General features: G+C 71.8%; 22 protein-coding genes. 8 read left to right on the top strand and 14 right to left on the bottom strand.

Going from position 1 to position 23653, the window contains the following annotated elements:
* The first annotated feature begins 163 nt into the window (after positions 1-163).
* A complete protein-coding gene (locus ACIBNA_RS23600; protein ID WP_399167107.1) occupies positions 164-1399 on the top strand; it encodes a cytochrome P450 in 1236 nt (411 codons plus the stop codon).
* Between the two features lie 202 nt (positions 1400-1601).
* Here ACIBNA_RS23600 and ACIBNA_RS23595 read toward each other — a convergent pair whose 3' ends face one another.
* From ACIBNA_RS23595 to ACIBNA_RS23575, 5 genes are all read right to left on the bottom strand, one after another.
* Complete coding sequence (locus ACIBNA_RS23595) at positions 1602-2438, bottom strand: ECF transporter S component (RefSeq protein WP_399167106.1); 837 nt, start codon at positions 2436-2438, stop codon at positions 1602-1604.
* Positions 2438-4087, bottom strand: a complete 1650-nt coding sequence (locus ACIBNA_RS23590; RefSeq protein WP_399167105.1) for an ABC transporter ATP-binding protein — start codon at positions 4085-4087, stop codon at positions 2438-2440. The genes ACIBNA_RS23595 and ACIBNA_RS23590 overlap by 1 nt, the downstream gene beginning before the upstream one ends.
* A complete protein-coding gene (locus tag ACIBNA_RS23585) occupies positions 4084-5139 on the bottom strand; it encodes a CbiQ family ECF transporter T component (RefSeq protein ID WP_399167194.1) in 1056 nt (351 codons plus the stop codon). The genes ACIBNA_RS23590 and ACIBNA_RS23585 overlap by 4 nt, the downstream gene beginning before the upstream one ends.
* A 118-nt stretch (positions 5140-5257) precedes the next feature.
* Positions 5258-5893 carry an SCO2322 family protein gene (locus ACIBNA_RS23580; RefSeq protein ID WP_399167104.1) on the bottom strand — a complete coding sequence of 212 codons (636 nt, stop codon included), beginning with the start codon at positions 5891-5893 and terminating at the stop codon, positions 5258-5260.
* The gene (locus ACIBNA_RS23575) at positions 5890-7107 is read right to left on the bottom strand and encodes a prenyltransferase/squalene oxidase repeat-containing protein (RefSeq protein WP_399167103.1); all 1218 of its coding nucleotides are present in this window, start codon (positions 7105-7107) and stop codon (positions 5890-5892) included. Before ACIBNA_RS23575 ends, ACIBNA_RS23580 begins: the two co-directional genes overlap by 4 nt.
* A 342-nt stretch (positions 7108-7449) precedes the next feature.
* Here ACIBNA_RS23575 and ACIBNA_RS23570 point away from each other — a divergent pair, with 342 nt between their 5' ends.
* Positions 7450-8127, top strand: a complete 678-nt coding sequence (locus ACIBNA_RS23570) for a phosphotransferase (RefSeq protein WP_399167102.1) — start codon at positions 7450-7452, stop codon at positions 8125-8127.
* A 45-nt stretch (positions 8128-8172) separates the two neighbouring features.
* Complete coding sequence (locus ACIBNA_RS23565) at positions 8173-8988, top strand: SAM-dependent methyltransferase (protein ID WP_399167101.1); 816 nt, start codon at positions 8173-8175, stop codon at positions 8986-8988.
* Between the two features lie 4 nt (positions 8989-8992).
* On the opposite strand, the gene ACIBNA_RS23560 is transcribed toward ACIBNA_RS23565, so the two are convergent.
* The 3 genes from ACIBNA_RS23560 to ACIBNA_RS23550 all read right to left on the bottom strand — a co-directional run bounded on the left by ACIBNA_RS23560 (position 8993) and on the right by ACIBNA_RS23550 (position 11550).
* Entirely contained in the window at positions 8993-9898 is a 906-nt protein-coding gene (locus ACIBNA_RS23560) for a helix-turn-helix domain-containing protein (RefSeq protein WP_399167100.1), read from the bottom strand.
* A gap of 91 nt (positions 9899-9989) precedes the next feature.
* Entirely contained in the window at positions 9990-10445 is a 456-nt protein-coding gene (locus ACIBNA_RS23555) for a nuclear transport factor 2 family protein (protein WP_399167099.1), read from the bottom strand.
* Between the two features lie 52 nt (positions 10446-10497).
* Entirely contained in the window at positions 10498-11550 is a 1053-nt protein-coding gene (locus ACIBNA_RS23550) for an MBL fold metallo-hydrolase (protein WP_399167098.1), read from the bottom strand.
* An 86-nt stretch (positions 11551-11636) separates the two neighbouring features.
* Here ACIBNA_RS23550 and ACIBNA_RS23545 point away from each other — a divergent pair, with 86 nt between their 5' ends.
* Positions 11637-13088: an aldehyde dehydrogenase gene (locus ACIBNA_RS23545; protein WP_399167097.1), complete on the top strand. Its 1452-nt coding sequence runs from the start codon at positions 11637-11639 to the stop codon at positions 13086-13088.
* 2 nt (positions 13089-13090) lie between these two features.
* Positions 13091-13324, top strand: a complete 234-nt coding sequence (locus tag ACIBNA_RS23540) for a ferredoxin (protein ID WP_399167096.1) — start codon at positions 13091-13093, stop codon at positions 13322-13324.
* A gap of 31 nt (positions 13325-13355) precedes the next feature.
* Here ACIBNA_RS23540 and ACIBNA_RS23535 read toward each other — a convergent pair whose 3' ends face one another.
* Positions 13356-13676: a GYD domain-containing protein gene (locus tag ACIBNA_RS23535; protein WP_274815939.1), complete on the bottom strand. Its 321-nt coding sequence runs from the start codon at positions 13674-13676 to the stop codon at positions 13356-13358.
* Positions 13677-14048: 372 nt separating this feature from the next.
* On the bottom strand, positions 14049-14711 hold the full coding sequence (locus ACIBNA_RS23530) for a TetR family transcriptional regulator (protein WP_399167095.1): 663 nt from the start codon (positions 14709-14711) through the stop codon (positions 14049-14051).
* A gap of 211 nt (positions 14712-14922) precedes the next feature.
* Here ACIBNA_RS23530 and ACIBNA_RS23525 point away from each other — a divergent pair, with 211 nt between their 5' ends.
* The 3 genes from ACIBNA_RS23525 to ACIBNA_RS23515 are packed head-to-tail and all read left to right on the top strand — an operon-like array spanning position 14923 to position 18430.
* Complete coding sequence (locus ACIBNA_RS23525) at positions 14923-16620, top strand: glycosyltransferase (RefSeq protein WP_399167094.1); 1698 nt, start codon at positions 14923-14925, stop codon at positions 16618-16620.
* Positions 16614-17363: a class I SAM-dependent methyltransferase gene (locus ACIBNA_RS23520; RefSeq protein WP_399167093.1), complete on the top strand. Its 750-nt coding sequence runs from the start codon at positions 16614-16616 to the stop codon at positions 17361-17363. The genes ACIBNA_RS23525 and ACIBNA_RS23520 overlap by 7 nt, the downstream gene beginning before the upstream one ends.
* A complete protein-coding gene (locus ACIBNA_RS23515) occupies positions 17360-18430 on the top strand; it encodes a prenyltransferase (RefSeq protein ID WP_399167092.1) in 1071 nt (356 codons plus the stop codon). Before ACIBNA_RS23520 ends, ACIBNA_RS23515 begins: the two co-directional genes overlap by 4 nt.
* Before the next feature lie 78 nt (positions 18431-18508).
* On the opposite strand, the gene ACIBNA_RS23510 is transcribed toward ACIBNA_RS23515, so the two are convergent.
* The 4 genes from ACIBNA_RS23510 to ACIBNA_RS23495 form a co-directional block, all read right to left on the bottom strand.
* Positions 18509-18802 carry a hypothetical protein gene (locus ACIBNA_RS23510; protein WP_399167091.1) on the bottom strand — a complete coding sequence of 98 codons (294 nt, stop codon included), beginning with the start codon at positions 18800-18802 and terminating at the stop codon, positions 18509-18511.
* A 50-nt stretch (positions 18803-18852) separates the two neighbouring features.
* Positions 18853-21396: a DUF6185 family protein gene (locus ACIBNA_RS23505; protein ID WP_399167090.1), complete on the bottom strand. Its 2544-nt coding sequence runs from the start codon at positions 21394-21396 to the stop codon at positions 18853-18855.
* A 136-nt stretch (positions 21397-21532) separates the two neighbouring features.
* Positions 21533-22546 carry an LLM class F420-dependent oxidoreductase gene (locus tag ACIBNA_RS23500; RefSeq protein WP_399167089.1) on the bottom strand — a complete coding sequence of 338 codons (1014 nt, stop codon included), beginning with the start codon at positions 22544-22546 and terminating at the stop codon, positions 21533-21535.
* Positions 22547-22642: 96 nt separating this feature from the next.
* Positions 22643-23455, bottom strand: coding sequence for a hypothetical protein (locus ACIBNA_RS23495; protein WP_399167088.1), 813 nt, complete (start codon positions 23453-23455; stop codon positions 22643-22645).
* Between the last annotated feature and the right edge of the window lie 198 nt (positions 23456-23653).

The raw sequence follows: 23653 nt of genomic DNA, 5'->3' as shown, positions 1-23653 counted from the left end.
GTCAGCAGTGTGCTGAGGGCTGCTTGTCGACCGCAAGGGTCATGCGGGCAATTGGGGGGTCCGTGCCTCTTGCTACTTGTAGAACCCGTTACTACCGTCACCGCAACTCCGCACAGCTGATGGGCCGTCAGAATCAGAGTCGGTACGAGTGGTGGGAGCCGCCATGTCCTGTCCCGCGCTGCCCGAGGGGTTCGACTTCACCGACCCGGACCTGCTGCACAGCCGCGTGCCGCTGCCGGAGTTCGCCGAGCTGCGCCGGGTGGAGCCGGTCTGCTGGGTGCCGCAGCCGGCGGGTCTCGCCGGTTTCCAGGACGAGGGATACTGGGCGGTCACCCGGCACGCCGACGTCAAGTACGTCTCCACGCACCCGGAGTTGTTCTCGTCGTACCTCAACACGGCGATCATCCGCTTCAACGAGCACATCGAGCGCGACGCCATCGACGCGCAGCGGTTCATCCTGCTGAACATGGACCCACCGGAGCACACGCGGGTGCGGCAGATCGTGCAGCGCGGGTTCACGCCCCGGGCGATCCGCGCCCTGGAGGAGCGCCTGCGCAACCGGGCCCACTCCATCGTCGAGGCGGCCCGCGCGCACACCGGCCCGTTCGACTTCGTCACCCAGGTCGCCTGCGAACTGCCCCTCCAGGCGATAGCCGAGCTGATGGGCGTGCCGCAGGAGGACCGGGACAAGATCTTCGACTGGTCCAACAAGATGATCGCCTACGACGATCCCGAGTACGCCATCACCGAGGAGGTCGGCGCCGAGTCGGCCACGGAGATCATCGCCTACGCGATGAACATGGCCGCCGACCGCAAGCAGTGCCCCGCCCACGACATCGTCACGCAACTGGTCGCGGCGGAGGACCAGGGCAACCTCAACTCCGACGAGTTCGGCTTCTTCGTGCTGATGCTGGCCGTCGCCGGCAACGAGACCACCCGCAACGCCATCACGCACGGCATGCACGCCTTCCTCACCCACCCCGAGCAGTGGGAGCTGTACAAGAGGGAGCGGCCGTCGACGACGGCGGAGGAGATCGTGCGCTGGGCGACCCCGGTCGCCGCCTTCCAGCGCACCGCCACCCAGGACACCGAGCTGGGCGGCAAGCTGATCCGCAAGGGTGATCGCGTCGGCCTCTTCTACGCCTCCGCCAACCACGACCCTGAGGTCTTCGACGAGCCGGACGACTTCGACATCACCCGCGACCCCAACCCCCACCTCGGTTTCGGGGGCGGCGGCCCGCACTACTGCCTGGGCAAGTCCCTCGCCGTGCTGGAGATCGACCTCATCTTCAACGCCGTCGCCGACGCCATGCCGGGTCTGCGACTGGTCGAGGATCCACGCCGGTTGAGGTCGGCGTGGATCAACGGGGTGAAGGAGCTCAGGGTCAGCACGGGCTGACGCGCCCGGCCGGGCGGGGTGAAGGCGACGGCCCCGGGATCAGGGGGCCGCCGCCTGGCCGTCCAGAGAAACAGGGCTTCAGCGCTGCCCGGAAAGCCCCCTGTTACTAGGTCTGGCCGCATGTGCGGGAAGGGTCTGCCCCGTGACCGGGGCTTGTTCCTACGGCCCCGCTTCGTACGTGACGCGGGTCATGTGGGGGGCTTCACGTCCGGGGCGCCTCGAATGTGACCGGCGTCTCGAAGGCGGCCCGGCGGGTGGCGCGGCGCAGCGCCCGGAGGACCGCGGGGCCGAGCGTGAGTGTCAGTACGACCGTGATCACGGCCCGGCCCAGGTCCCAGCCCAGCGAGGTGGCCAGGCAGTACGCGAGGAAACGGGCCAGGTTGGCGGCGACCGCCGCGTGTGGATCGAAGGCGACGTTGGAGGCGAGGGCGCTCATGAAGGGCCAGCCGGCCAGGTTCATGACCGTGCCGTAGGCGAAGGCGGCCAGGAAGCCGTAGGCCGCGAGCAGCACGCGTTCCGCCCGGCCGCGCAGCCGGTCCGGGCCCGGCAGCAGGCCCGCGCCCATCGCGAACCAGCCCATCGCCAGCATCTGGAACGGCAGCCAGGGGCCGACCCCGCCCGTGAGCAGCGCGGACGCGAACATCGTCACCGAGCCGAGGACGAACCCGAACCCCGGGCCGAGGACCCGCCCGCTCAGCACCATCAGGAAGAACATCGGCTCGATCCCTGCGGTACCGGCGCCGATCGGCCGCAGGGCCGCACCCGTGGCGGCCAGCACGCCGAGCATCGCGACCGCCTTCGGGCCGAGCCCGGACTCCGAGATCGTCGCGGCCACCACCGCCACGAGCAGCACCAGCAGGCCCGCGAAGAGCCAGGGCGCGTCCTGCGCGTGGGCGCTGAGCCGCGAGGCGGGCGGGGTCAGGAACGGCCAGCCGAAGCCGACGGCGCCCACGGCGCTGACCAGGGCCAGGGCGGCGACGGAGCGGGGGCCGAGACGGACGGCCCGGGCCTGACGCCGGGGGTTGCTCCGGGTGTCCATCAGCCGGCCTCGCGGAGGGCCGCGCGGACCTGGGAGACCGTGAGCCAGTGCTGCGGGGCCAGGATCTTGGTGACCTGCGGGGCGAAGGAGGGGGAGGAGACCACGATGTCCGCCGTCGGGCCGTCGGCGATCACCTCGCCGTCGGCGAGCAGCACTACCCGGTGGGCGATCTCGGCGGCCAGTTCCACGTCGTGCGTGGCCAGCACGATGGCGTGCCCTTCGGCGGCCAGAGCGCGCAGCACACCGACCAGACGGGCCTTGGCCGCGTAGTCCAGGCCACGGGTCGGCTCGTCCAGCAGGAGCAGCGGAGGCCGGGCGGTCAGCACCACGGCCAGGGCGAGGGCGAGCCGCTGCCCCTCCGAGAGGTCCCGGGGGTGGGTGTCGTCGGTGACGCCGGGGAGCAGTTCGGTGACCAGGGCACGGCAGGTGCCGGGTTCTGCGTCCGCGTCCTGGTCGGCCGCCGCGCACTCGGCGGCGACGGTGTCGGCGTAGAGGAGGTCGCGGGGTTCCTGCGGCACTAGGCCGACTTTGCGGACGAGGTTCTTCGGGGTGGTGCGGTGGGGGACGGCTTCGCCGAGCCGGACGGTTCCCGAGCTGGGGGTGACCAAGCCGACCAGGGAGTTGAGCAGGGTGGACTTTCCTGCGCCGTTGCGGCCCATGAGGGCGATGGTCTCGCCGGGGGTGATGGTGAGGTCGATGCCGCGGAGGGCTTGGATGCGGGCGCGGGTGACCGAGAGGGAGCGGAGTGCGCCTACCGGGGTGGGCTGTTCGGACAGTTCGCGGGTGCGGGTTGTTCGTGGTTGATCGCGCAGTTCCCCGCGCCCCTTCGGGGCGCTCTCCAACTGTTGCCTCAAATCTGCTGCCCTGCGCCTGGCGTCGCGGACCGTCATCGGCAAAGGGCTCCAGCCCGCCAGGCGGCCCAGGGCCACCACCGGTGGGAACACCGGTGACACGGTCATCACCTCGGCCGGGGTGCCCAGGACGGGGGGCGCGCCCGGGGCGGGCAGGAGTACGACCTGGTCGGCGTACTGGATGACGCGTTCCAGGCGGTGTTCGGCCATGAGGACCGTCGTGCCGAGGTCGTGCACGAGCCGCTGGAGGACCGCCAGGACCTCCTCGGCGGCGGACGGGTCGAGCGCGGAGGTCGGCTCGTCCAGGACGAGGACGCCCGGGTGCGGAGTGAGGACCGAGCCGATCGCGACGCGCTGCTGCTGGCCGCCGGAGAGCGTGGCGATCGGACGGTGGCGCAGGTCGGCCAGGCCGAGCAGGTCGAGCGTCTCCTCGACGCGGCGCCGCATCACGTCCGGGGCGAGGCCCAGCGACTCCATGCCGTAGGCGAGTTCGTCCTCGACGGTGTCGGTGACGAAGTGGGAGAGGGGGTCCTGGCCCACCGTGCCGACGACGTCGGCGAGTTCGCGCGGCTTGTGGGTGCGGGTGTCGCGGCCGGCGACCGTGACCCTGCCGCGCAGGGTGCCTCCGGTGAAGTGCGGCACGAGCCCGCTGACCGCGCCCAGGACGGTGGACTTGCCGACACCGGACGGCCCGGCCAGGAGGACGAGTTCACCCTCCGGGACCTCGAAGTCCATGCCCTGGACGGTGGGTTCGGCGGCACCGTCGTACGTCACGGACACGTCCTCGAAGCGGATCACGACGGCTCCTTGGGGTCGGGGGCGACGAACGCGGGCAGCAGGCCGAGGAGGATCGCCGCCGCGGGCCAGAGGGGGAGCGTGGGGGCCACGAGCGGCACCACGCCGGGGTGCAGGGCCGCGGGGTCCCGGGCGGCGGCGAGCGTGAGGAGCGCGGCGACCGCCACGCCGGAGGCCACGACCAGCCAGGCGCGCACGTCCCAGCGGTCGGGGCGGTAGCGGGTGCGCGGCGAGCGCCGTCCGCCGAGCCGGAGACCCGCGAGGGCGGCGGCGAGGCCGATGAGGAGTACCGGGATGCCGTAGGTGGCGCCCTCGGCGGTGAGCAGACCGTACGTTCCGGCGCACACGCCGAGCAGACCGCCGAGGGTGAGGGCGGCGGTGGTGCGGCGGACGGCGGCGGGGACCTGGGCGGTACGGCCGTAGCCGCGGGCGTCCATCGCGGCGGCGAGCGACACCGAGCGCTCCAGCGCACCCTCCAGGACCGGCAGGCCCACGTGCAGCAGGCCCCGGACTCCCTTGTCCGGGCGGCCGCGCAGGCGGCGGGCGGCGCGCAGGCGCTGGACGTCGGCGATGAGGCTGGGCGCGAAGGTGAGGGCTACGACGACCGCGACGCCCATCTCGTACAGGGCGCCCGGGAGGGACTTGAGCAGGCGGGAGGGGTTCGCGAGGGCGTTCGCGGCGCCGACGCAGACGAGCAGGGTGGCCAGTTTCAAGCCGTCGTACAGGGCGAAGGCGAGGGCCTCGGCGGTGACCTCGCCGCCGAGGCGGATGCCCTGGGCCCAGTCGGGGAGGCCGGCTTCGGGGAGGGTGAGGAGGGTGTGCGTGCCGGGGATGGGGGAGCCGAGGATCGTGGCGAAGAGGAGGCGGATGAGCAGGACGGCGAGGGCGAGTTTCACGAAGGCGCCGTAGGAACGGGACCAGGGGGTGTCGGGGCGGCGGGTGGCCACGACGTAGGCGGAGACCGTGATGAGGAGGGTGAGGAGGAGGGGGTTGGTGGTGCGGGTGGCCGCGGTGCCGAGGGAGAGGGACCAGAGCCACCAGGCGCCGGGGTGCAGGAGTGCTCGGTGTTGGTGCTGGGGGCGGGGCGTTGGCGCAGCCGCCCGGCGCTGCGGGGTGGCGCTCTCTTCGGAACGGGTGCCGCCCCAGCGGCGCGGTTGCCCGCAGCTGAGCCGGCTAAGACCGCCCACGCCGCCGTACCTGCCAGATTGCTGCCCCGCCCAGTACCGCCACCACGGCGATTCCCGCCACCAGGCCGAGGGACGGCCCGTCGCCCGAGGTGTCCTTCTTCTGTGCGGACGGCTTCTGCTTTTCGGCCACTTGCTCCCCGCACCCCTTCTCCGGGTAGCCCGAGATGGCACACAACAGGGCGTTCGTGTCGTAGCGCAACGGCTTGGCCACCGTCGCCAGGGCCTTAGCCGTTGTCGCGTCGGGGGAGACCTGGGCGCAGGCCGTTCGGGGAGCGGGCGGGGTCTCGCCGGGCGGGGCGTCCGTCGTCGTGCCGAAGTCGAGGACCAGGGCCACTCGCTTCCTGCCGTCCTGCGCGGGTGTATTGGCACAGATGGTCTTGAAGTCGGCCTTGCCGCGCGGGCGGGCCGCGTCGGAGGAGTCCTCGCTGACCGCGAAGCGGAAGCCCTGGACGTCGCCGTCCGAGGGGCGGGTCGTGGACGGGCCCTGGGTGGCGTAGACCCAGTCGTCGCCGTCGCGGTCCCAGAACGACCAGTACCGGTAGCCGGCGGCCTGGGCCGCCTGGCCCGCTCCCGCGCACAGCAGGAGCGAGGCCAGGAGAAGGAGGACGGCCCGGCGGATCACAGCTGCTGCCTGTTCCTGCGGCCGCTGAAGAGGAATCCGATGCCGACACCGGCGGCGAGGCAGACACCGACGTACCACCAGACGCCGAAGAGGTCCGAGTCCGAGTCGCCCTTCTCGTCCGCCGCTTGCGTCTTCTCGGCGGACTGCGGGGCCGGGCCCGTCGCGTTCAGCCGCTTCACCAGGTCGGTGCCGCCGAAGTCACGCGGGTTCGTGCCCGTCGCGTGGGCGGCGAAGATCAGCTGGGCGTAGGCGGCGGGGCCGTTCTGGGCGGCCCAGGTCGCGGAGTTCTTCTCCAGCCGGCGCAGGGACTTCTCCGCCTGCCCGGTGTCGCCCTGCGCGGCGAGCGCGACGACCGCGTCGGCGGTGTTGCCGTAGTCGGGCTGGGGGTCCGAGCCCGCGAGGGCCGAGGTGAGGTGGCCGTCCTTGGCGAGGGCCTTGACGAGGTAGGCGGCACCGTTGGCCGCGCCCCGCTCCGGCGTGTTCGGGTCCTCGCAGGATTCGCTCCTGGTGGCCTTGGTCTTCTCGCCGGGCTTCACCACCATGCCCTTGCCCAGTGCGCCCAGCACACCCGCAGCCGTGGCGTCCGCGTTGGCGGCCAACTCGCCCTTCCCGTCCGGCTGGAACGCGAAGGCACCCGCACCGTCACCGTCACAGCCGAGGGCCAGCTTCAGCAGCGCGTCGTAGGGCGACTTGCCGCCCTTCTCGACCTGTTCCGGCTTCTCGCCGACGGCGGTCAGCGCGCCGATGACGACGGACGTGGAGTTGGTGTCGCTGGCGCCGCCGCGCGAGTAACCCCAGCCGCCGTCCTTGTTCTGGACGGACTTCAGCCAGGTGACGGCCTTGCCGGTGACGGCGTCGTGCCCGCCGAGCGCGGTGAGGGCCTGGACGGCGGCGGCCGTCTGGTTCGTGTCGACCATGGTCTTGGCGTCGCAGGACGTGGTCGGGTCGGCGCGGTACGGGGCGAAAGAACCGTCCGCGCACTGCTGGCGCACCAGCCACTCCACGGACTTCGCCGCGGGCTTCACACCCACCGTGTCCAGCGCGAGCAGCGCGAGCGACTGGCGCCAGACGCCGTCGAACTTCGGGTCCTTGCCGCCGTACAGGGCGGAGGGGAACGCCTGGGACGGCGAAGGGGACGGGTCGGCGGCGGCCGGTGTGGCGGCGCCGAGCACGGCGACGGCGGCCAGGACCGCGGCGCTGCGGCGGACGTTCATGATCGGCGGGTGCCTCTCCCTGTGGGGAGCCGGGCAGCACGGGGCACCCCCGGCGGCTCGGCTCCGTATACCTCGACGGTGCCGTGCACCGGCGGGCCGCCGGGCACGTGAGCCGGTCACGATCCGTACGGGGCGATCCGGCTCACCGCCCTGCGGGCGGTACACGATAGGGGTCTCCCCTGTTCGAGCGAAGTCGAGAAACCTGGGGAAGGGTCAGCGCCGGAATTGCACCGGCTTCCCCCTGTACGGGTGTGATGACGACCTGTCTACTGTACCGGCACGTCCAAAAACGGGCCGAGGGCGCCGGGTGGGCCGGGGGCTGGGCCGGGGTAGCTTCGGCCCATGTCGACGACACCACCTGGGAGACTGCTCGGCTCGGGCCGCCGCGCCGACGTGTACGAGATCGACGAGGCCTGGGTGCTGCGGCGTGAGCGGGAGGGCGGGGGAGACGCGGCGGGCGAGGGCGCGGTGATGGAGCACGTGCGCGCCCACGGCTACCCGGTGCCCCGGGTCCGCCCGTCCGGCTCGCGCACGGACCTGGTGATGGAACGGCTCTTGGGCCCGACCATGCTCCAGGCCTGCCTGGCGGGCACGCTGGACGTGACGGAGGCGGGCTCGGTCCTCGCCCGGCTGCTGCGCCGCCTGCACACCATCCCCGCCCTGCGCTCCAGCGACCCGGCCGTCCGCGTCCTGCATCTGGACCTGCACCCGGAGAACGTGATCCTCACGCCCGACGGTCCCCGCGTCATCGACTGGTCGAACACGGAGGAGGGCGACCCGGCCCTGGACTGGGCGACGTCCGCCGTGATCCTCGCCCAGGCCGCCGTCGCCGGCGATGCTCTCTCCGCCCCGGCCCGCACCATGCTGACCGCCCTCCTGGCCGACCCGTCCCCCCTCACCCGGCCCGCCCTGACGGAGGCCCTGCGCCGCCGGTCCGCCAGCCCGACGATGAGCCGGACGGAAGTGGAACTCCTGGGCGCGGCCGAGGAGTTGATCCTGTCTCAGAGGCAAACACGCTGACAATCAAGCTAACGTGGGCCTCCACGACCACACGCAGGAGCGTCCATGACTGATCAGGCGGGGAACTCCGGGCAGGAGCCGCTCCCCAAGATCGACACCTCCGTGCCGCACTCGGCCCGGATCTGGAACTACTGGCTGGGCGGGAAGGACAACTACGAAGTCGACCGCGTGGCCGGTGACGCGTTCCGCGAGATATTCCCGGGGATCGAGACCGGAGCCCGCGCCGCCCGCTACTTCCTCGCCCGCGCCGTCCGCCATCTCGCCGCGGAAGAGGGCATCCGCCAGTTCCTGGACATCGGCACCGGGCTGCCCAACGTGGACAACACCCACCAGATCGCCCAGCGGGCGGCTCCGGACAGCCGGATCGTCTACGTCGACAACGACCCGCTGGTGCTGGCCCACGCCCGCGCGCTGCTCACCAGCACCCAGGAAGGCGTCACCAACTACGTCGACGCCGACCTGCGCGAGCCGAGCACGATCATCCGGGAGGCCGGCAGGACGCTGGACTTCGACCAGCCCGTCGCCCTCATGCTGATGGGCATCCTGGGCCACATCGAGGACCACGACGAGGCACGCTCGATCGTGCGGCAACTGGTGGACGCCCTGCCGTCCGGCAGCTACCTCGTCCAGTACGACAGCACCGACACCAGCGAGGACTACGTCCGGGCCATCCAGCAGTACAACGACGGCGGCTCGATCCCGTACATCCTGCGCAGCCCCGAGCAGATCGCCCGCTACTTCGAAGGGCTGGAACTGCTCGAACCGGGCGTGACGTCCTGCTCGCGCTGGCGCCCCGACGCCGCCGCCCTGGATCTCCCCGCGGAGGTGCACCAGTACGGCGGTGTCGCCCTGAAGCGTTGACCCCTCAGGTCTCCTGGAGGATGCGGTGGAGGATGGTCGGAGTCTCGTCCGGTGACTCGGCTTCGACCACCAGCCGGTTCATCGCGTCCCAGTAGCACTCGATCTCGGCCGGCCGGTCGGGATAGAGCCCGGTGGTGAGCTGTTCGAGGTAGACCACGTCGGGCAACTCGCCGCCGGGCAGGCGCAGAATCGTGACCGGGCCGCCCTCCGCGGCGTGGCCGCCGGCGCGGAAGGTCAGGATCTGGACCGTGACCTGCGGGAGTCCGCAGATCTCGATGAGATGCCTGAGCTGGGCGCGCATGACGGCCAGGCCGCCCACCGGGCGACGCAGCGCCGCCTCGTCGATCACCGCCCACAGCCGGGCCGCCGGCCGCCGGTGCAGAATCCGCTGGCGGGTCATCCGCAGCGCGACCCGGCGGTCCGTCTCCTGCGCGCCGGCGTCCGGGTGGGCGAGCCGGATGGAGGCCCGTGCGTAGTCGGCGGTCTGGAGCAGCCCGGGGACGCGCTGGACATGGAAGCAGCGGATGACGCTCGCCGCCTGCTCGGCGCCGAGATAGGTCTGCATCCAGGCGGGCACCACATCGCTGTAGTACTGCCACCAGGCGGGGGTGTTGGCCTGCTCGGCCAGCGCCAGCAGGGTCGCGCGCTCGGCCTCGTCCGTGACGCCGTAGAGCGTGAGCAGATCGGCGACGTCCCGCAGCTTGAACCCGTGCCGGCCGGCCTCCATCCGGCTGATCTTGGACGAGGAGGCCCGGATGACGTGCCCCGCGTCCGCCCGCCCGATGCCGCGCTCCTCCCGCAGCCGGCGCAGCCGTGCGCCCAGCGCCAGCCGCGGCGCCATGGGCCCGGCCGATCTGCCGTCCAGGGCTCCGCAGCCGGGCGTGGTACGAGCGGCCTCTTGGGTGCCCATGGGCATGTCTCCTTGCGGTGGAACGCACTCCGCAGGCCTGCGAGCTCCGCGGCGCATTCATCCTAGGGGCCCCGCCACGACGCCATCCGGCTTATGCCAAAGGCGAGTTCGCCCGCGGGGTGGCTCCGCCGAAGGGCAGGTGCAGCGTCCGGCAGGCGAGCAGCCAGGTGCCGTCGGCCTTGTGGAACGTGTCCTCGTAGTGCCCGATCTGGACCGGCGGCCCGGCCGGGACCATGCCGCCGTCGTAGCCGTCTACGCGGTACGTGGTGAAGTACGAAATCGCCGTGGCCGCGTCCGGGGACGTCACCGTGACCAGGACGTTGGACATCAGGCGGCGGGACAGCCGGTCGGCGGGGCGGGAGCCGAAGTAGGTGCGCAGGGCGTCTCGGCCCTTGACCAGCCGCTCGCCCTCCGGCCACCGCCAGACGCCGTCCTCGGTGAACAGGTCGGCGACGGAGGAGGGTTCGCCGAGGTCGAGCCGGTGGACGAAGTCGAGGATCAGGCGCTCGCAGGCGCGTTCGGCGAGGAGGCGTTCCATGGGACCCATGCCTGTTTCGTAGCACCTCGGCGGCCTGTCCTCCGCCGGGTTTGCCACCCCATTACACCGCCCTGTACGTCACGGGCTCGCTCCCCGGCACCGCCTCCGCCCGGCCCAGCTTGACCAGGCGGCGCAGATGGGACTCGGCCTCCGAGACGGCGATGGTGCGGGAGCCGTGGGGGATGTCGGCCCAGGGGCGGTTCCACTCCATGCGCTCGGCGAGCTGCCAGGGGGTGAGCGGCTCGGTGAGGAGGGTCAGCAGGCCCGTGAGGCGGGTCTCGTGGTGGGCGAGCAGGTCGCGTACGCGGGCGGGGGCGTCGGGGAACGGGTGTTGGTGGGCCGGGAGCACCTCGGCGGGGGCGAGGCGGCCCACGCGTTCCAGGGAGTCGAGGTAGTCACCCAGGGGGTCGGTCACGGTGGTGTCGTCGGGGTCCTCGTAGAGGCCGATGTGCGGGGTGATCCCGGGCAGCAGGTGGTCGCCGGAGAACAGGCGGCCGTGGCCGGGGAGTTGCGCGGGGTGGGTCTCCTCCAGGTGGAGGCAGACGTGGCCCGGCGTGTGCCCCGGGGTCCAGATCGCGCGTAGGCGGCGGCCGGGGAGGTCGAGGAGTTCGCCGGGGACGATGTCGCGGTCGGGCAGGGCGGGGGAGAGGCCGGGCAGGGCGCGGGGCCGGGCGGCGCGCAGCGGGGCGATGTGCTCCTCGGGCGCACCGGCGGCGGTGAGCTTGGCCGTCATGTACGAGAACCAGTGCTCGGGACGGGCCTCGCGGGTTCGCCGTACGACCGCGGTGTCCGCAGGGTGCATCGCGATCCACGCGCCCGAGGCCTCACGGACCCGGCCGGACAGGCCGTGGTGGTCCGGGTGGTGGTGGGTGACGACCACGCCGTGGATCGCGTCGACCGAGGTGCCGCAGGCGGTGAGGCCCGACGCGAGGGTGTCCCAGGACGCCGGGTCGTCCCAGCCGGTGTCGATCAGTACCGGGCCCCGGGCGGTGTCGACGACGTACACCAGCGTGTGGCCGAGGGGGTTGTCCGGGATGGGGACCCGGACGGACCGGACGCCTCCGCCGTGGTCGTACACCGCCGGTGCGGGCTCGCGGTCCTGGCTGTTCCTCATCTGCCCTCCGTTCCACGGCCATTGCCCACTATAACGAGAACTGGTATCAGTTTCTGAAACACCGTCAGATGTGAAGGCAGTCGGCCATGACCGAGCTCGTGGAACACGGACAGCTGTTCGTCGGCGGGGAGTTGACCGACCCCCTGGGTGCGGACGTCATCGAGGTGATCTCGCCGCACACGGAAGAGGTCATCGGGCGCGTCCCGCACGCCTCGACGGCGGATGTGGACCGGGCCGTGGGGGTGGCCCGGCGGGCCTTCGACGAGGGACCCTGGCCGCGCATGAGCCTCGACGAGCGGATCGAGGTCGTGAGCAGGATCAAGGACGGGATCGCCGCCCGGCACGACGAGATCGCCCGCGTGATCTCCGCCCAGAACGGCTCGCCGTACTCCTGGAGCGTCCTCGCCCAGGCCCTCGGCGCGGTGATGGTCTGGGACTCGGCGATCACCGTCGCGCGGAACTTCACGTACGAGGAGCGGCGCGACGGCGTGCTCGGCCGCATCCTCGTCCGTCGGGAGCCCGTCGGGGTGGTCGCCGCCGTCGTCCCCTGGAACGTCCCGCAGTTCGTGGCCGCCGCCAAGCTCGCCCCCGCCCTGCTCACCGGCTGCACGGCCGTGCTCAAGCCCTCGCCCGAGTCACCGCTGGACGCGTACCTGCTCGGCGAGATCGCGAAGGAGGCCGGGCTGCCGGAGGGCGTGCTGTCGATCCTGCCCGCGGACCGGGAGGTGAGCGAGTACCTGGTCGGGCACCCCGGCATCGACAAGGTGTCCTTCACCGGGTCGGTCGCGGCAGGCAAGCGCGTGATGGAGGTGGCGGCCCGCAACCTCACGCGCGTGACGCTCGAACTGGGCGGCAAGTCGGCGGCCGTGGTCCTGCCCGACGCGGACGTCGCGACGGCCGTGGCGGGCATCGCCCCCGCGGCCTGGATGAACAACGGGCAGGCCTGCGTCGCCCAGACCCGCATCCTCCTCCCGCGCTCCCGCTACGACGAGTTCGCCGACGCCCTGGCCGCGGCGGCGGGCGCGCTGACGGTCGGCGACCCGCTGGACCCGGCCACCCAGGTGGGCCCGCTGGTCGCGAGGCGGCAGCAGCGGCGCAACCTCGACTACATACGCATCGGCCAGGAGGAGGGCGCGAAGATCCTGACCGGCGGCGGACGCCCGGCCGGCCTCGACCGCGGCTGGTACGTCGAGCCGACCCTCTTCGGCGACGTCGACAACTCCATGCGCATCGCCCGCGAGGAGATCTTCGGCCCGGTGATCTGCCTGCTGCCCTACGACGACGAGTCCGACGCCGTGAAGATCGCCAACGACTCCGACTACGGACTGAGCGGCAGCGTGTGGACGGCGGACGTCGAGCACGGCATCGAGATCGCCCGGCAGGTCCGTACGGGCACGTACTCGGTCAACACCTTCAGCCTGGACATGCTGGGCCCCTTCGGCGGCTACAAGAACTCGGGCCTTGGGCGGGAGTTCGGGCCGGAGGGGTACGGCGAGTACCTGGAGCACAAGATGATCCACCTCCCGGCGGACGCGTAGCGATGGGCGACCGCTGGCACGTCGAGGTCGACCGCTCCCTGTGCATCGGCTCCGCCCAGTGCCTCCACCACGCGCCGGACGGCTTCCGCCTGGACTCCGCCCGGCAGTCCCATCCGGTCGCCTCGGACACGGACGCGAACGAGCGGGTGCTGGAGGCGGCGGAGAGCTGTCCGGTGGAGGCGATCACGATCACGCTGGGGGACAGCGGGGAGCCGGTGTTCCCGCCGGAGGAGTAGGGCCTGTCGTCTGGATCAGGCGGAGGGTCCGTCAGGCTCCGGGTGCCCGGTAGTCCACCTGCTGCCGGACGGCCTCGTCGACCTCTTCGGCCGACAGCAGGACGACCGTGCTCGTGCGGACCCCGCCGGCCGCCGAGACGACCATGCCCAAGGCCGCGGCGGAGGTGTTGCCCGGCAGCTCCGCCGTGACGTAGACGTCGTCCTCGCCGAAGGCCCAGTACATCGTCTCGACCCGGCCCCCGAGGCCCTCGATCATGCGCCCGACGACGTCACGCCGCGCGCTCCCGCCTTCCTTGAGCAGACCCTTCAGCCCGTCCGGGGTCAGCTTTACCTTGAAGAGGTACTTCGGCATGGGATCGCCCTTTCACTTCCGCCCGATAAGTCACTCTGACTCCCTCATGTTCCTTCCGGATCGGGGTTTCGTCGCGGCGACGGGGGCCTCGAGCGGGGCCGTATGGGCTACTCAGGACATTTAGGTAAAAAATCCGCACAGGGGCTTTTCTTGGCGGACAGAAGTTCTAACCTGGATATAGGCCTACGGGACGAGTGAGGGAGTCCGACCGGAGTAGCCGACTCTGGCAGGAAGCTCCGGCTTCCGCCGGTGCCGACTGCGACGGTAGGGCTGAGAGGCCGGAAGGTCGCAGGGCTGAGAGGCCGGGCGACCGGAAGGCGACCCCCATGACCTGATCCGGACCATGCCGGCGAAGGGAACCCGTCTCGTAGGTCATTCACGTGCGTCCGGCGCCGTCAGGTCGATCAGGCGGCACACCGTCTCGATGTCGATCTTGACCTGGGCGATGGAGGCGCGGCCGGACAGCCAGGTGATGAGGGCCGAGTGCCAGGTGTGCTCGATGACCCGGACCGCCGACAGCTGCTCCGCGGTGGGGTGTTCCAGCCCCATCGCGTCCAGGATGATCGCCGTCGTCTGCCGCGAGACCTGATCGACCTCCGGGCTCACACTCCGGTCGGCGAAGGTGAGCGCGCGGACCATCGCGTCGGCCAGATGCGGTTCGCGCTGGAGGGCGCGAAAGGCCCGCATCAACGTCTCCGCGACCCGCTCGGCCGCCGTCTCGCCCTGCGGGGGCTTCTTCCTCAGCGTGCCGTGCATGTGCTCCAGCTGGTCCTGCATGGTGGCGACCAGCAGATGGATCTTGGAGGGGAAGTAGCGGTACAGGGTGCCGAGCGCCACCTGCGAGGACTCCGCGACCTCGCGCATCTGCACGGCGTCGAAACCGCCCCGGCTGGCCAGCTGCGCGCTCGCGTGCAGGATGCGGCGACGGCGGGCCTCCTGTCGCTCCGTCAGGGGCGGGGAGGCGGAGGCTGCGGCGCTGGCATCCACCTTGGCCACCTTGTTCACCTTGGCGCTCACCTTGGCTTCCGCGGGCATGGGTCGGTCCCGTTCCGTGACCGTCCGTGAGGACGAGTGATCAGACAGCATGGCACGGCACCGGCCGTGGCGTGAATCACCTGATCCACCGGTCACAGCGCCCCTACCTGCCGGTAGATTCAGAGCCTCCGAACGATCAAGTCTGAAACTTGTTCTAGATTAGCGTCCCGGCGTAATCTCGCGGGACAGAGCAGGGAGAAGGGGGCCCAGAGTGACCGCTGAGGCCAGGGAGGCCGGGGCTCCGGAGGGCCCCGCTGCCGACGGCTTGCGACCGCTCAACATCGCGCTCCTCACCTATAAAGGGAACCCGTTCTGCGGCGGCCAGGGCGTCTACGTCCGGCATCTCTCGCGCGAACTGGCCCGCCTCGGCCACCGGGTCGAGGTCATCGGCGCACAGCCGTATCCCGTGCTCGACGAGGGCTACGACGAGCTCGGCCTCACCGAGCTGCCCAGTCTCGACCTCTACCGCCAGCCGGATCCATTCCGCACGCCGAAGCGTGACGAGTACCGCGACTGGATCGACGCGCTCGAAGTCGCGACCATGTGGACCGGCGGTTTCCCCGAACCACTGACGTTCTCGCTGCGCGCCCGCCGCCATCTGCGTGCGCGCCGCGGCGAGTTCGACGTCGTCCACGACAACCAGACGCTCGGGTACGGATTGCTGGGAGACGTGGGCGCGCCCCTGGTGACCACGATCCACCACCCCATCACCGTCGACCGGCAGTTGGAGCTGGACGCGGCCCAGGGCTGGCAGCGGCGCTGGTCGGTGCGGCGCTGGTACGCCTTCACGCGCATGCAGAAGCGCGTCGCGCGGCGGCTGCCGTCCGTGCTCACCGTCTCCGGCACGTCCCGCCAGGAGATCGTCGACCACCTCGGCGTACGCCAGGACCGCATCCACGTGGTCCACATCGGCGCCGACACCGACCTGTTCTCGCCGGACCCCTCCGTGCCGGTCGTGCCGGGCCGGATCGTGACGACGTCCAGCGCGGACGTGCCGCTGAAGGGCCTGGTCCATCTCGTCGAGGCGCTCGCCAAGGTACGTACCGAGCACCCCGGTGCCCAGCTCGTCGTCGTCGGCAAGCGTCCGGCCGAGGGGCCCGTCGCCCAGGCGATGGAGCGGTACGGCCTCGACGGCGCCGTCGAGTTCGTCAAGGGCATCTCCGACGCGGAACTCGTCGACCTGGTGCGCTCGGCACAGGTCGCGTGCGTGCCGTCGCTCTACGAGGGCTTCTCGCTGCCGGCCGCCGAGGCCATGGCGACCGGGACGCCCCTGCTCGCCACGACCGGCGGGGCGATCCCCGAGGTCGCCGGCCGGGACGGGGAGACCTGCCTGGCGGTGCCGCCGGGCGACGCGCAGGCACTGGCGGCGGGGCTGGGCCGGCTGCTGGGCGACGCCGAACTCCGGGCACGGCTCGGCGCGGCCGGGCGGGAACGGGTACTGCGGCACTTCACCTGGGCCAGGGCGGCGGAGGGGACGGTGGCGCGGTACCGCGAGGCGATCGCCCGCGCCGGGGGTGACGCCGAGGGCCGTTCGACGCCCCCGGCCTCCGGCGGTTCTGCGGTGGGCGGTGACCGTCCGGCGTCCCTGGATTCCGCCGACTCCGCGGTGGGCGGTGACCGCTCGGGGGCCGTGGTTGCCGGCGGTCGTGCGTCTGTGGTTTCCGACCGCTCCGCAGCGGGCGCTGGCCGCTCGGCGTCCCTGACTTCCGGCGCTTCCGTGACGGGCGGCGACCGCTCCACGCCCCCGGCGTCCGCCGGCTCCACGCCCCCGGCTTCCGGCCTCCCCGCAGCGGGCGTCGATCAGCCGGCGGCCCTCGCCCCCGGGCGTTCCGCGGCTCCCGCGGGTGCTGTCTCCGCAGCCACCACAGAAGCAGAAGGCGTCAACTCCGAAAGCAGGGCCACGTGCTGACCGTCGACTTCTCCCGGTTCCCGCTCGCCCCGGGCGACCGTGTCCTGGATCTCGGCTGCGGTGCCGGCCGGCACGCGTTCGAGTGCTACCGGCGCGGCGCGCAGGTCGTGGCGCTGGACCAGAACGCCGAGGAGATCCGCGAGGTCGCCAAGTGGTTCGCGGCGATGAAGGAGGCCGGCGAGGCCCCCGAGGGCGCCACTGCCACGGCCATGGAGGGCGACGCCCTCGCACTGCCCTTCCCCGACGAGTCCTTCGACGTCGTGATCATCTCCGAGGTGATGGAGCACATCCCGGACGACAAGGGCGTCCTCGCGGAGATGGTGCGCGTGCTGAGGCCCGGCGGGCGCATCGCCGTCACCGTCCCGCGCTACGGACCCGAGAAGGTCTGCTGGACCCTGTCCGACGCCTACCACGAGGTCGAGGGCGGCCACATCCGCATCTACAAGGCGGACGAGCTGCTCGAGAAGATCCGCGAGGCCGGCCTGGAGCCGTACGGCACGCACCACGCCCACGCGCTGCACTCCCCGTACTGGTGGCTGAAGTGCGCCTTCGGCGTCGACAACGACAAGGCGCTGCCGGTACGGGCGTACCACAAGCTCCTGGTCTGGGACATCATGAAGAAACCGCTGGCCACCCGGGTCGCGGAGCAGGCGCTGAACCCGCTGATCGGCAAGAGCTTCGTGGCGTACGCGACCAAGCCGCACCTGCCGCGTCTTTCCGACACCGGGGCGGACGCCCGGTGACGACTCCCCGGACGGAACATCTGGTCCTGCCCGGGGTCCTGACCGCCGGGCAGGCCGCCGCGACCGTCGCCGGCATCCTCGCCGTGCAGCGCGAGGACGGCGCGATCCCGTGGTTCCGGGGACACCACCTCGACCCGTGGGACCACGTCGAGGCCGCGATGGCCCTCGACGCGGCCGGTGAACACGAGGCCGCCGAACGGGCCTACCTGTGGCTGGCCCGGCACCAGAACGAGGACGGCTCCTGGTACGCGGCCTATGCGGACGGGGACTTCGCCGACGTCACCGACCGGGGCCGGGAGACCAACTTCGTCGCCTACATAGCCGTCGGCGTCTGGCACCACTACCTCTCCACCGGCGACGACACGTTCCTGGAGCGGATGTGGCCGGCGGTGTACGCGGCGGTGGAGTTCGTGCTGCGCCTGCAGCAGCCGGGCGGGCAGATCGGCTGGCGGCGCGACGACGACGGCACGGACACGGCGGACGCCCTGCTCACGGGCAGCTCCTCCATCCACCACGCCCTGCGGTGCGCGCTGGCGATCGCCGAGCAGCGGGAAGAGGCCCAGCCGGACTGGGAGTTGGCGGCGGGCGCGCTGCGGCACGCGATACGCCGGCACCCGGAGCGGTTCCTCGACAAGAACCGTTACTCGATGGACTGGTACTACCCCGTGCTCGGCGGCGCCTTGACCGGTGCGGAGGCCAAGGCCCGCATAGAGGAGGACTGGGACCGGTTCGTCGTCCCGGGACTGGGGGTGCGGTGCGTGGTCCCCAACCCGTGGGTGACAGGGGGCGAGTCCGCGGAACTGGCGCTGGCGCTCTGGGCGATGGGGGAGTCGGACCGTGCGCTGGAGGTCCTCCAGTCGATCCAGCACCTGCGCGATCCGGACAGCGGCCTGTACTGGACGGGGTACGTCTTCGAGGACAAGGCGATCTGGCCGCGCGAGTTGACCACGTGGACGGCGGGGTCGCTGCTGCTGGCCGTCGCCGCGCTGGGGGGCCATGAGGCCACGTGCCGGGTCTTCGGCGGCGAGGGCCTGCCACTGGGGCTCGAGTCGGACTGCTGCGCCTAGGAGCTCGGGTGGTTGTGGGGGGTTGGCGGGCGCGGGTTGTGGGTGGTTGCTCGCGCAGTTCCCCGCGCCACTAGGGGGTCAGTGCCGGTGTGCGCGATTGGCGATCGCGTGGCCCACGAACAGGTAGACCACCGCTGCCAGGCCGTAACCGGCGACCACTCGGGCCCAGGCCTCGTCGAACGTGAAGAGGTCGTGGGACCAACCCGCCAGCCAGCGGGCCGCGTCATGGATGAACTGGACGAAGTCGTTCGCCCGGTTCGCGTCCAGCAGGTACATCAGAATCCACAGGCCCAGGATGAGGGCCATGATGTCGGCGACGACCGCGATGACCGTGCCGGCCTGATTCGCACCGTTGCGATATCGAGGGGACATGTCCATCGGGTTGCCCGCCAAGTGCCGGATAAACCCTTAGGCCTTCACGGTCAGGGCGCGCTCCCGGAACCACCGCCCCCGGCGCCCTCGCTGGGGTCCCGCTCGATCAGCACCATCGGCTCAGCCCCCTTGAGCTGCTGCCAGATGGTCACCAGTGCCACGACCTGGGCGACGAGGAACGCCACTTGGAGCGAGGCCGTACGCCATTGGTACACCGACAGCAGCAGGCCCGCCTTGGTGGGCCAGTAGTGCCCCTCTCTGCGGAAGGTGTCGATGTCCATCGCGACCCCGGTCACGGTGAGGACGAGCAGGGTGAGGCTGACGTTGAGCGCCCAGGTGCCGAAGGGCTGGTCGACGAGCCGGACACCGGTCCAGTGCACGAAGGCGGGGACCGCGTACACGAGAGACAGCCAGAACGCCCGCACGGGACCGCGACGGCCGGGCAGTACGCGCCACAGGGCGCCCAGCATGAACCCGGCGCCCGCCCAGGTGATCCCCATGCTCATCAGGGACGCCACCGTGTCGACGAACCCGAAGCGCTCCACGAACTTGTCGGTCCACAGCGTCCCCCTGACATGCTCGGCCCAGAGCAGTACACCGGCCGTCGGCACCGAGGCCAGCGTGGCGAAGTACGCGGCCCGGCAGGCGTTGCCCCACCAGGTCGTGCGCGGCCCCCAGGCCAGGGCCAGCTCCACCGGCCCCGCGGAGTGCGGCAGCCGGACCCAGGTGTTGGGGAGGCCCGGGGGAGGGGACGGGTGCGGCAGCCGGTTCAGCCGGTCCAGCTCGTGCTCCAACTCGGCCCGCTGACCGTCCTGCTGGCCCTGCTCGACGCGGCGCAGCTGCGCGTGCAGCTCGCGGTGGCGCCGGGCCGCTTTGAGCAGCCGCCGCCTGTCGAACTCCCTGACCACCTCGTGCACCCGGACACCGGGCAGCAGCTCCCGGTACAGGACCGAGCGCCTGGCGCCGAAGGCCAGCAGCGCGGTCAGCGCGAGCCAGAGCGCCAGCAGCGGCGGCAGGGGAAGCGGGACACCGGCGTACCAGCCGAGGAGCGGCGCGACCGCGACCACGAAGAACACCTTCAGGGTCAGTACCTCCGCCGGCGACGGCAGCACGACCGGCTCGGCCGCCGCCCGGTGCCGGGCGCGCAGCACGGCCACGATCGCCAGGGACGGGCCCCACCACCAGAAGTACTCCATGCTGAACCAGTCCACCCACGCCTCGGGGAACCAGCGGACGTCGTCGTTGAAGAGCGACGCCACATGCCACAGCCCGTAGTCCTCGTCCGCGGTGCGCCGGCTGAGCCAGCTCCGGCTTTCCCACGCGTTCTGCGCGGTCCACACGCTCGCCGCCGGGAGAGCCGCCGACGCGAAGATGAGCACGCCCAGGACGCTGAGCGGGAAGCGGCCGCGGGACGACACCGCAGCCGTGGCGTCGCAGGCCCGCCACAGCCGCACCAGGAAGGAGACGATGCCCACCAGCCAGACGAAGACCAGGCAGGCGCAGGCCGAGACGAACGCGTACATGCCTCCCTCGTCCCGGAACCACCGCACCGCCTCCGGGGCGCCCTCCCAGCCGAGCTCCAGACCGGAGGGCAGCGCGAACCAGTCAGGACGGCACACCACCGCGGCGACGTAGCCACCGGCGGCCACGACGAGCGCGACCGCGACCCGCCCGGGCCTGCCGAAGGCGCACAGCGCCAGGCCCGTGAGGAGCACGACGACGAGACCGGACATGTGGTCCAGGAACACGTTGGTGACGTATTGGGTGACGGTGACCGCGAACGCCAGCCAGCCCATGTGCAGCAGATTGCGGACCGTGTGTTCCTCCGCGTCGGCGGGCGGCGAGGAGACGGGCTCGTCCCGCACCGCGCGCACCACGGACAGGAGCAAGACGAGGATCACCACGTCGAAAGGCAGCCAGGCCAGCCTGTCCAGCATGTGCCAGGGGAGCTGGCCCCATCGCGCGGCCGTGGCCTTGGTCGCCGGCGGCTGAAGGAGGACCCGCACCTCGGGCGGCTTTCCTCCCGCCTTCTGTGCGGCCCAGGTCAGCTTGTGCGTGGAGCCGGTGTCCGGTGCCGGGGAGACGCGCCGCGCGGCGCGCCCGCCCAGATCGACGGTCACCTCCTGCCACCAGGCCTTCTCCAGTGCGGGAGGGCGTACCAACTCCAGGGTCCACAGGCGGTTGCCCTCAGTGATGCGCCAGGGCCCGAAGTCCCGGTCCTGCAGATTGATGACCAACGCGGTGACGCGATGCTCGACCGTCATCCACTTCTTCTGGACCGTCACCCGCGGCGGGTGCGCGCGTCCCTCCGTGTCCCGGTACTGGAAGGGAGTGCCGGCATCGCGCAGCAGACACCGCATCGCGGTCCGGTACCGCTCCGTGTCCCCGTTCAGCAGCAGATCCGCCGCCAGGCGCCACGACTTGGGCACCTTCACCGTGAGGCGGCCCTCGGCCCTGCTGTAGTCCTCGCCCTCGTGCTTGAGGCGGACCGATGCGGTGACGCGGGCTGCCTTCAGCTGTTCGGTGTGGCAGTCGTCGTCCGCCGCCCGGGCGGTCACGCTGAGCATCATGCACAGCAGCGCTGTCGTGAACATCAGAAAGAGAAAGCGCCGCACCCCCCGCCCCAATGAGCCCCCCTCACGCCTCGCACGGCACGGACCACAGAGGTATACCCGGTGCCGCGGGCGACGGACCCCGGAATGCCTGCATCCGTCAAGGAGTGTGCGAGGCCTAGGAGTTGAGCTCCGCCAGCACCCGCAGCGACGTCCGGTCCGGAGCCAGCGCCAGCAGGTCGGTCACCGGCCCCTTGCGCCACAACTCCAGCCGCTCCGCGATGCGTTCTCGCGGACCGACCAAGGAGATCTCGTCGGCGAAGGAGTCCGGGACGGCGAATACGGCCTCCTCCCTGCGGCCGGACAGGAACAACTCCTGGATGCGGCGGGCCTCCTCCTCGTAACCCATGCGGGCCATGAGGTCGGCGTGGAAGTTGCGGGCCGCGTGACCCATGCCGCCGATGTAGAAGCCGAGCATGGCTTTGACGGGCAGGAGGCCTTCGGTCACGTCGTCGCAGACCCGCACCTGGGCCATGGGCGCCACCATGAATCCCTCCGGCAGGTCGGCGACCCGCTCCCCGTACGCCTTCTTCGGCCGCGTCGGTGACCAGTACAGCGGCAGCCAGCCGTCCGCGATGCGGATCGTCTGCGCGACGTTCTTCGGCCCCTCGGCACCGAGCAGGACCGGCAGGCCGGGACGCAGGGGGTGGGTGATGGGCTTGAGCGGCTTGCCGAGGCCGGTGGCGTCGGGGCCCCGGTAGGGGTGGGAGTGGAAGCGGCCGGCCAGTTCCACCGGCGCCTCCCGCCGCAGTACCTGCCGAACGACGTCGACGTACTCGCGGGTCGCGGTCAGCGGCGACTTCGGGAACGGGCGGCCGTACCAGCCCTCGACGACCTGCGGACCGGACAGTCCGAGGCCCAGCATCACGCGGCCGCCGGAGAGGTGGTCCAGGGTCAGCGCGTGCATCGCGGTCGTGGTCGGCGGGCGGGCCGCCATCTGTGCGACGGCCGTGCCCAGTCGGACGCGGGAGGTGTGCGCCGCGATCCAGGCGAGCGGCGTGAAGGCGTCCGAGCCCCACGACTCCGCCGTCCACACCGAGTCGTAGCCCAGCCGCTCGGCCTCCTGCGCGAGCGGCACATGGTCGGGGGAGGGGCCGCGGCCCCAGTAGCCGAGCGCGAGACCGAGCCGCATGCCTGCCTCCTGACGATGTGTCAGCTGACGGGGCGACGACTGTACGGCAACGGCCCCCCACCCGGAAGGGTGAGGGGCCGTACGTCGTTCAGGGGCTCAGCCGCGCTGGATGCCCGACGTGTCCTGCAGGACACCGCGGCGGCCGTCCTGCGTCTGGGCGACCAGGGCCGGGCCGCGCTGCTCGACGGCCAGGTACCAAGTGCCCGGGGCGAGTTCGGCGATCGGCGTCGGCGAGCCGTCCTCGGCGAACAGCGGGCGCGGCACCGGCACCGCGAACCAGAACGGCGAGAAGTCCCCGGCCGGCTGCTGCTGCGGCTGGGCCTGCGCCTGCTGGGGCTGGCCGCCGAACGGCTGCCCGGGCTGTGGCTGTCCCGGCTGCGGGTGGCCGTAGCCGCCGGGCTGCTGCGCTCCCGGGTAACCGTAACCCCCGGGGGGCTGGGCACCGTAGGGCTGCGGGGCGGCCGGGCGCGGAGCGGGGATGAGGGCGCCCTTGAGAACTGGGACCAGCGGAGTGGCGATGGCGCCGGCGGCGAGCAACAGGGCGCCGATCAGGCCGAGGATCAGGCCGGAGCCCACCTCGACGTCGAATCCCTCCGTGCTGATCGAACCCGCCGGGTCGATGATCGTCCAGAACGCGGTCCATGCGGCGAAGACCGTCAGCGCGACGCCGACCTGACCCAGTTCGAGCCCGACGACGGTCCGGGGCTGCGGCAGCGCACGGGCGACGACGATCAGGACCGCGCCGATGATGCCGCCCACGTACACGCTCATCAGCAGGCCGAGGTTGTCCCAGGCGTTGGGAATGTTGCTGCTGTCGCCGCCGTAGGTGTCGAGGAACGACGCGATGAACAGCAACACCGCTGCTCCGATCACCACGCCGTCGCCTCGAGTGAGGGAGCGGATATTCACTTCAGTTCCTTCGCCAGTCGTCTCGTCGTCGGTGGAGGCGCCGCTGCCACCATGGCGCCGCGAGGGCGTGGTGGGGAGCGCGGGGGTGGCCCCTCATGGTACGGATGAGGGTATCCCCCGCTCGGCAGGGGTGTCTGCCCGGATCAACGGCCGTTCCTGCGTCTCCTGGCGAGAGAGTGGCCCGCCGGGAGCCCGGCG

It is taken from the genome of Streptomyces sp. NPDC050164 (assembly GCF_044459945.1).
GTDB classification, from domain to species: Bacteria; Actinomycetota; Actinomycetes; order Streptomycetales; family Streptomycetaceae; genus Streptomyces; species Streptomyces coeruleorubidus_A.
This window is presented reverse-complemented; position numbering and strand designations above follow the sequence as displayed.